The 6,387-nt window shown below is 60.2% G+C and carries 5 protein-coding genes; 3 read left to right on the top strand and 2 right to left on the bottom strand.

What is annotated here, in order from left to right; all coding sequences use genetic code 11:
* Positions 1-541: glycosyltransferase (locus A5698_RS26305; protein ID WP_353651832.1), on the top strand; the 541-nt coding region annotated here is incomplete at its 5' end.
* Between the two features lie 78 nt (positions 542-619).
* Positions 620-1,312, top strand: coding sequence for a polysaccharide deacetylase family protein (locus A5698_RS26300; RefSeq protein WP_197506903.1), 693 nt, complete (start codon positions 620-622; stop codon positions 1,310-1,312).
* Positions 1,313-1,360: 48 nt separating this feature from the next.
* Here the strand turns inward: A5698_RS26300 and A5698_RS26295 are convergent, their stop codons facing one another.
* Together A5698_RS26295 and A5698_RS26290 are read right to left on the bottom strand one after the other, a co-directional pair.
* The gene (locus A5698_RS26295; RefSeq protein ID WP_156670906.1) at positions 1,361-2,707 is read right to left on the bottom strand and encodes a hypothetical protein; all 1,347 of its coding nucleotides are present in this window, start codon (positions 2,705-2,707) and stop codon (positions 1,361-1,363) included.
* A 240-nt stretch (positions 2,708-2,947) separates the two neighbouring features.
* Positions 2,948-4,219, bottom strand: a complete 1,272-nt coding sequence (locus tag A5698_RS26290; RefSeq protein WP_068303136.1) for a glycosyltransferase — start codon at positions 4,217-4,219, stop codon at positions 2,948-2,950.
* A gap of 979 nt (positions 4,220-5,198) precedes the next feature.
* On the opposite strand from A5698_RS26290, the gene A5698_RS28275 reads away from it, so the two are divergent.
* Positions 5,199-5,840 (top strand): class I SAM-dependent methyltransferase, encoded by a 642-nt coding sequence (locus A5698_RS28275; RefSeq protein ID WP_197506902.1) that lies wholly within the window; start codon positions 5,199-5,201, stop codon positions 5,838-5,840.
* The last annotated feature ends 547 nt before the right edge of the window (positions 5,841-6,387 follow it).

The following is a 6,387-nucleotide window of genomic DNA, read 5'->3' as shown; positions in this document are numbered from 1 at the left end:
GCCACCGATATATTTCGGATTCGGGAGCATGCCGACCGAATCTCCCGACGACACGATCGCCATGATAGCCGCCGCATGCGCGGAGTTGGGTGAGCGGCTGTTGGTCTGCTCGGGCTGCAATGACTTCAAACACGTTCCGTCCTCGACCGATGTCAAAGTCGTGAACGCAGTCTCTCACTCGGCCGTCTTTCCCGCCTGCCGCGCCGTAGTACACCACGGGGGCGCGGGAACCTTCGCCGCAAGCCTGCGCGCGGGAGTGCCCTCGCTGATCCTGTGGTCGCACACTGATGGGCAGGTATTCGGAGCTCACGTCAAGCGAATGGCGGTGGGTACTGCGCGGCGGTTTTCGGCGACCAGTTCGGAATCGTTGGTCGCGGACCTTCGCCAGATCCTCGCACCGCAATACGCCGCCCGGGCCCGGCAATTCGCCGCGCGGATGACTAGACCCGCCGAAAGCGTTGCCGACGCCGCTGATCTCCTCGAAAAGTTGGCATCGGCTGGGCGCATCGACCGAAAGCCGTCCGGTAATCCGCGGCGTTGATGCGTTGTGCGCCTTGTAAAAAGAACGACATGGACAGACCATGTAAAGGTGATGCGAACGACGCTGCGGTGGGCGGGTGTGGCGACGCTGACGTCAGCGTTGGGATATGCGCTGCCGTCGCTTTCAGCCTTTCCGCAGGTGCATCGGTGGCTGCCGCGCTTAGCCGGGCGAGGCCGGCCGGGTCATGTGGCGCTGACATTCGACGATGGCCCTGACCCGTACGGCACGCCAGAGATTCTCGATATCCTCGAACAGCTCGAAGCAAGAGCGACGTTCTTCGTGCTTGGGGAGCAGGTGGCCAAATACCCCGATATCGCGCAGCGCTTGGTCGCGGACGGCCACGAGATTGCTCTTCACGGGTGGGATCACCGCCACAGCTTTCTGGTGCCGCCTCGTCAGCTGCGAGCCGGCTTGGTCAGGGCCATCGATGAGATTCAGTCGGCCACAGGGGCGCGGCCCGTCTGGTATCGGCCGCCGTACGGGGTGCCGACGGCTGCGACGTTCTGGGCCGGCAGGAACCTCGGTTTGACGCCGGTGCTCTGGGATGCGTGCGGGCGGGATTGGCGTGAAGAGGCCACCGCTGATGATGTGGTACAGGATGTGATGCGCGATGCGCGTAGTGGCAGCACGGTGCTGCTGCACGACAGCGACTACACAGCGGCCCCTGGTTCATGGAAGGTGACGGCCTCGGCGCTCAGGCCGCTGGTCGGGCGGCTACGCGAGGACGAACTAACCGTAGGTCCGTTACGCGACCACTTCGTGAGCCTTTGACCGCGACGGAGAGGGTGAGATCGCTAGCGTCGAGCCGCTAGGCCGGCGTCACTCGATCCTGCCGCTTAAGCCGAATTCGGCGAGTGTCTCAGCGGCCAACTTGCGCAGAGCGGGCTTTGTATTGTCAAAGCCCGGTTGATACGCGTCAACGCTGATGATGAAGCCGCCAGGGATGCGCAAGGACTGCAGAATCAGTTGGCCGCCGGTTCGCTCGAGCCACTGCCGCGTTTCGTGTTGTGCAGTCACGCGTGCGGTGGCGTACTCGGCGTCGGTACCGTCGAGGCGGTTCACCACCGAACCGAGGTCGCCGAGATTGGAACAGAACACAGGCTGATCCGGGTCAGCCACCGTCGCCGCGTCCATCCGTCTCAACGCCCGCTTAGGGGTGAACGAGAGAAGCCATGCGAGTTGCATGGACTCGTCTTGTTTGTCCCGCAGAGCATTCAGCTCTCGTCTGATCGCTGCGCGGATCTCATGCAGATCCGTGGTGACCCCGGTCGGATCGACGCTGACGCGCCCGATCAACATCGCATTCGCCCGTGTGTCACCTTCGACGCGATCGCTCACGGGCAATTGCAAGGTGACAGCTCCGTCAACGGCACGTCGGCGCCCTAGGTGTTCAGCGAGTTTGGCAGCGAATCCGGCAGTCAGTGTGCTACTCGTTCCGCCCAGAGCCATCGCACGGGCGTCCCAGTCTTCCAAATCAATGCGAATCGTGACGCTCGGCACGACCAGAGTGTCACCGTCCGCGCCTTTGCCGACGGGCGCTGGTGACGGAGGTGGTATTGGTTGCGCAGTTTCCCGTTTGCGTTGACGGGCAAGTCTTGCCGCCAATCCAACCGCCCGGGCGACCTCGGGCGCGTCCTGCACCGTTTGTCGCATGTCCTGTGCCAATGCGCGAAGTCGACGGCGTGATCGGGGCGGCGGATAAGGAAGTTCGCGCGTGTTGCCCAGAATTCCATCAACGAGCACGACGACAAGGCCGAGGCCGTCGATCAGGTAGTGGGAGACCACGAGGCTGACAGCGGTGGAGCCATCTTCCAGGGGAAGAACTCCGAGATGCCAACCCGGCCCGTTCTCGGGATCAATGGTCAACTGCGAGCGTTCATCAATCCAGTCGCCGAGGTCGGCCCGTGGACGAGGAAACTCTTCAATATCAAAGGCCCAAGGTCCTCGGTCTCGAACCCACCGATGCCAGCCGAATGGCAGCGGCGATCTTTCGATGCGCCGTCCCAACAGACCGTCGCCCAGATTCCGGTGGAAGTCTGTTACGCGATCAAAGTCAATAGGGTGTTCGTAAACCCACACACACTGGATAACCAGATTACGACCGATCGCGCGATGCTGCGTGAATAAGCCGTGGTCCAAGAGCGCGAGCCGATTGTCGGGCCGCACAGAGCTTGTCGGTTCGGGGCTCTCAGGTGATGTCCGCGCGCGAGGCGTGCGAGCGCGCATCATCGGCCTTCAACCACGCGCATCGAATGGCTCCCGTGCGATTCGTAAGCCTCACAAGAGATCGCAACACAGCACGGGACGACGCGGGCAATGACACTTAAATTCATGACGTGAGAGTACCGATGAGCCCTGCTGTTTCGCGTCCGACTGACGTGTCGAGCTTCTGACGGCCCGCGTCGATCAGCATGTAGAACGCAGGCGAGCGAAGTCCTCGACGAGATCGGCAGCGGCCGATACGCTTTCGGCGGGATCGGTCATCCGGGCCGCCATCTCGCGGGCACGAGAAACGTACTGTGGACCGAGGATGGTGCGCAGATCCGCTAGGAGCGAATCCGAGGTCGTAGTCGAAAAGCGCCGCTTGGTACCGACTTTCAGTCGCTTGATCCGAACTCCCCAGAGAGTCTGATCGAGGTCCGTGGACAGGATCAGCTGTGGGATTCCGGCGCGCAGAGCCAACGCCGTCGTGCCCGCGCCACCGTGGTGGACGACTGCGCGGCACGCGGGGAAGGCGGCCGCGTAACTTGTCGCGCCGACCACCTTGACGTCATCCGGATGCGCGACTCGGGAATCATCCATTCCAGCGGCGCAAATCAGCGCCCGCTCGCCCAACTCCGCGCATGCGGCGGCTATCATGGCGATCGTGTCGTCGGGAGATTCGGTCGGCATGCTCCCGAATCCGAAATATATCGGTGGCGTACCTGCGCCAATCCACGCCGCGACATCCTCATCGTCAATCGTCGATAAACCCATTGTCATCGCACCCACGAAGGGACGAAGGTCCTGCCACCGCGCCCATTCCGCTGCCAGTCCCGGGTAGCAGATTTCGTCATACGCCTGTATTTCCAAGGATTTCCGTTCCGCAATCCGCCGCGTTGCCGGGACCGTCGCCTTGGGTAACCCGAGGTTGCTACGCTGCGTGGCCTCGAGCTTCTTTATTCCGAGCCAGTTCATCCAGTCCAAAAGGTGGAGTCCAGAGCGGACAACCGGCGGGGGTAAACCGGCAATCCAGTGTCCGTTGGGCCTGAAGGGAATGGGATGCAGTGTCGCGAATGGGATTCCAAGATACTCCGCGACGTTTGCAGCGAGGTGCTCGTAAATATGACCGCTCAACAGCAAGTCAGCTTCTTCGGCCAGCGATACCAGCGTCCTGGTCAACTCCGGCCAGTGCTTTTCGACCGTGCTGATCGTGTCTCGCCAAGACCTTGCCAACTCTTTGGTCCACAGATTTCGGGGGAAGCCCTTCCATAGGTTCTGGAAAAAATCCGATTCCAAGGTGGCCTGCGAATCTGACCCATAAGCCACCGCCTCGAGCCCTGCCGATTCGACGAAACTGACAAGATTCGGTGGGACTGCCACCCGTACGTCATGACGCCGGAAGGCTAGTTCGCGGCCTAGCGCCGCGCAGGGCTCGACATCACCGCGGGTGCCGTAGCTTGCCAGGACAAATCGCACGATCGCTCCCCCTGTGCGGCCACCTCTCGATGGCTGCCGCGATTGGGCACACTATACGCACCGCATGGTTCTCTACCAACATAGAGAAACGCCTCCTGCGCTCTCACGTTGAAATTAACGCGGCGGCAGCGACCATTTAACATCTCTACGTAAATTAATCTTCAGGGCAGTCAATAGCTCCAACCGTCTCAAGCCAGCTGAAACTCCAGCGTTCCGGAACCCGCATGCAGCCTGCAGTAGGTAACCGCGTGTGGCGCCGACTCGTCGATTCTGCCGCGAGCGAGATACCGAATCATGTAATCAACAGATCTGCAGCCGCTTCGAACACCTCTCGGAAAGTTCTGATGTCCAGCGTGTCTTCGCGTGATGTGAACGCAGGAGGCTCCCTCCTCTTCAGGGCTCCGCAGGTCTGCCGGGCCTGATGACTCCATTGAGCCACGGGGGCGATCTTCAAATGCGAGCGATGTTTTCGCCGAGTACACAGATGGTTGAACGGTCGCCCCATGCGGTGCGAGGACTCGACTTTCTATCGGTGGTGTGTCAGAAGATGCGCGGTTCATGTCGGTACTGGACAGCCCATTGAATGTCGCCGCTCCCCGGCAACTCAACAATGGCGAAGGGGAACCCCTGATGGATAGATTCGCCGACGCTAACGATCCTCTTCCGACGATACCGATCTCAGTGCCGTCACCGTCAGACGCACACGTAGCGACGAGAAGGGGTGCCAAGCTACGCCATACTTTGCGCCGCTCTGCGAGCACCCGGAAACGCGATACCATGCACAACCCAACTTCAGACGCTTGTGGTGGTCTACCCTTCCGAGGAAGAGGTTGCACTAGCAATATTCGGGCACCCCGTTCAACTGCCGGACGCGAGCCTCGCCGAGGTAGGGAGCGATTGCTTCAAGCGTCGTAACCTTCCATCAACTAAGGGCCGAACAGATATGCCGGGATCTGAATCTAATCGATCACGCGACTCCGTGAAGGGCGACATTTCGACAAAGTTCTTGTCATTCGTCACTCGACATCCAGCGCTTATTCGAGCTGCCGTGCCGCCATTATCCTATATGGTTCAATCCCCATCAATTGACGAGACAGCCTGGGATCGTCAGTATTCGGACGGTCATTGGGATTACCTGTCAGATTTGGCCGAAATGCCGCGCTACGCTATTATTGCTGGCTTCACAAGATATCTGCAACCGGTAAAGAGCATATTAGATGTCGGTTGCGGAAGCGGCCACTTGGTCGATTGGCTTTACCGGGATGGCGTACAGCGGTATGTCGGGATCGACTTGTCAAGAGTCGCGGTCGAGAAGGCGAGCCGGGTGAATTCGGAAGCCCAATTCGAAGTGGCAGAAGCGCGCACGTACATTCCAGATCAGAGATTTGACGTCATCATTTTCAATGAAGTGCTCTATTACTCGTCGGAGCCAGGCGCGGTGTTGGATCATTACGAGCGTTTCCTCAATCGAAGCGGTGCATTCATCATTTCTACCTTCAGGAACCCCGGGGGCGTGAAAATGTGGCGCCAATGTCGACCGCGCGTGGAACTGGTACACGAAGTCAGGTGCCGGGGAGCTAACGGATTGGAATGGGACATTCGTTTATGTCACCCCAGGTAAGTATCGTTATACTCATTCAAGCCCTCTGACCGAACGACGGTACGCATCGATGCGATTGATGTGTCCAGCTGATTACATATCGCCCGCGTCGATGATTTCCTTCACCTCTTGTGCGTCGCCACCTGCTGGGCTGTGTGACGAACACCGAACGCAATGGCGCCGACAAGTACGCATAGGCCCGCCAACCACAGCAGCCTGAGTGACACCTCGACCCAGAGAATGAACCTGACCCTCGCTCATAGTCGCCGTAGGACCGTCGATTCCGCCCAGTGAAAGAGTGCGCAGAGTTATCACACCCGGGATCCCGGCCAACACCACAGGTCCGCCGAGCGTCGACAGCATCAGCGCAATTGGGTATGTGGGCCCCATCCGGCCCTCCCCGACACTCGCGATGCCGGAGAGCATCACGGGTAGGTTCGCCACGCCTATACCAAAAGGCGCCGACGACTAGTGGCACGACCAAATGCGGAGGTCAAGTCCAGGGGCGTGGTGTACGACGTCGTCGTGTGATTCTTCGTGGTGATCGGTTCAGGCGGTCAGTGCCGCG

It is taken from the genome of Mycobacterium sp. E136 (assembly GCF_001666865.1).
In the GTDB taxonomy this organism is placed as follows: domain Bacteria; phylum Actinomycetota; class Actinomycetes; order Mycobacteriales; family Mycobacteriaceae; genus Mycobacterium.
The sequence above is the reverse complement of the archived record's forward strand: the minus strand, read 5'-3'. Positions and strand labels throughout refer to the sequence as shown.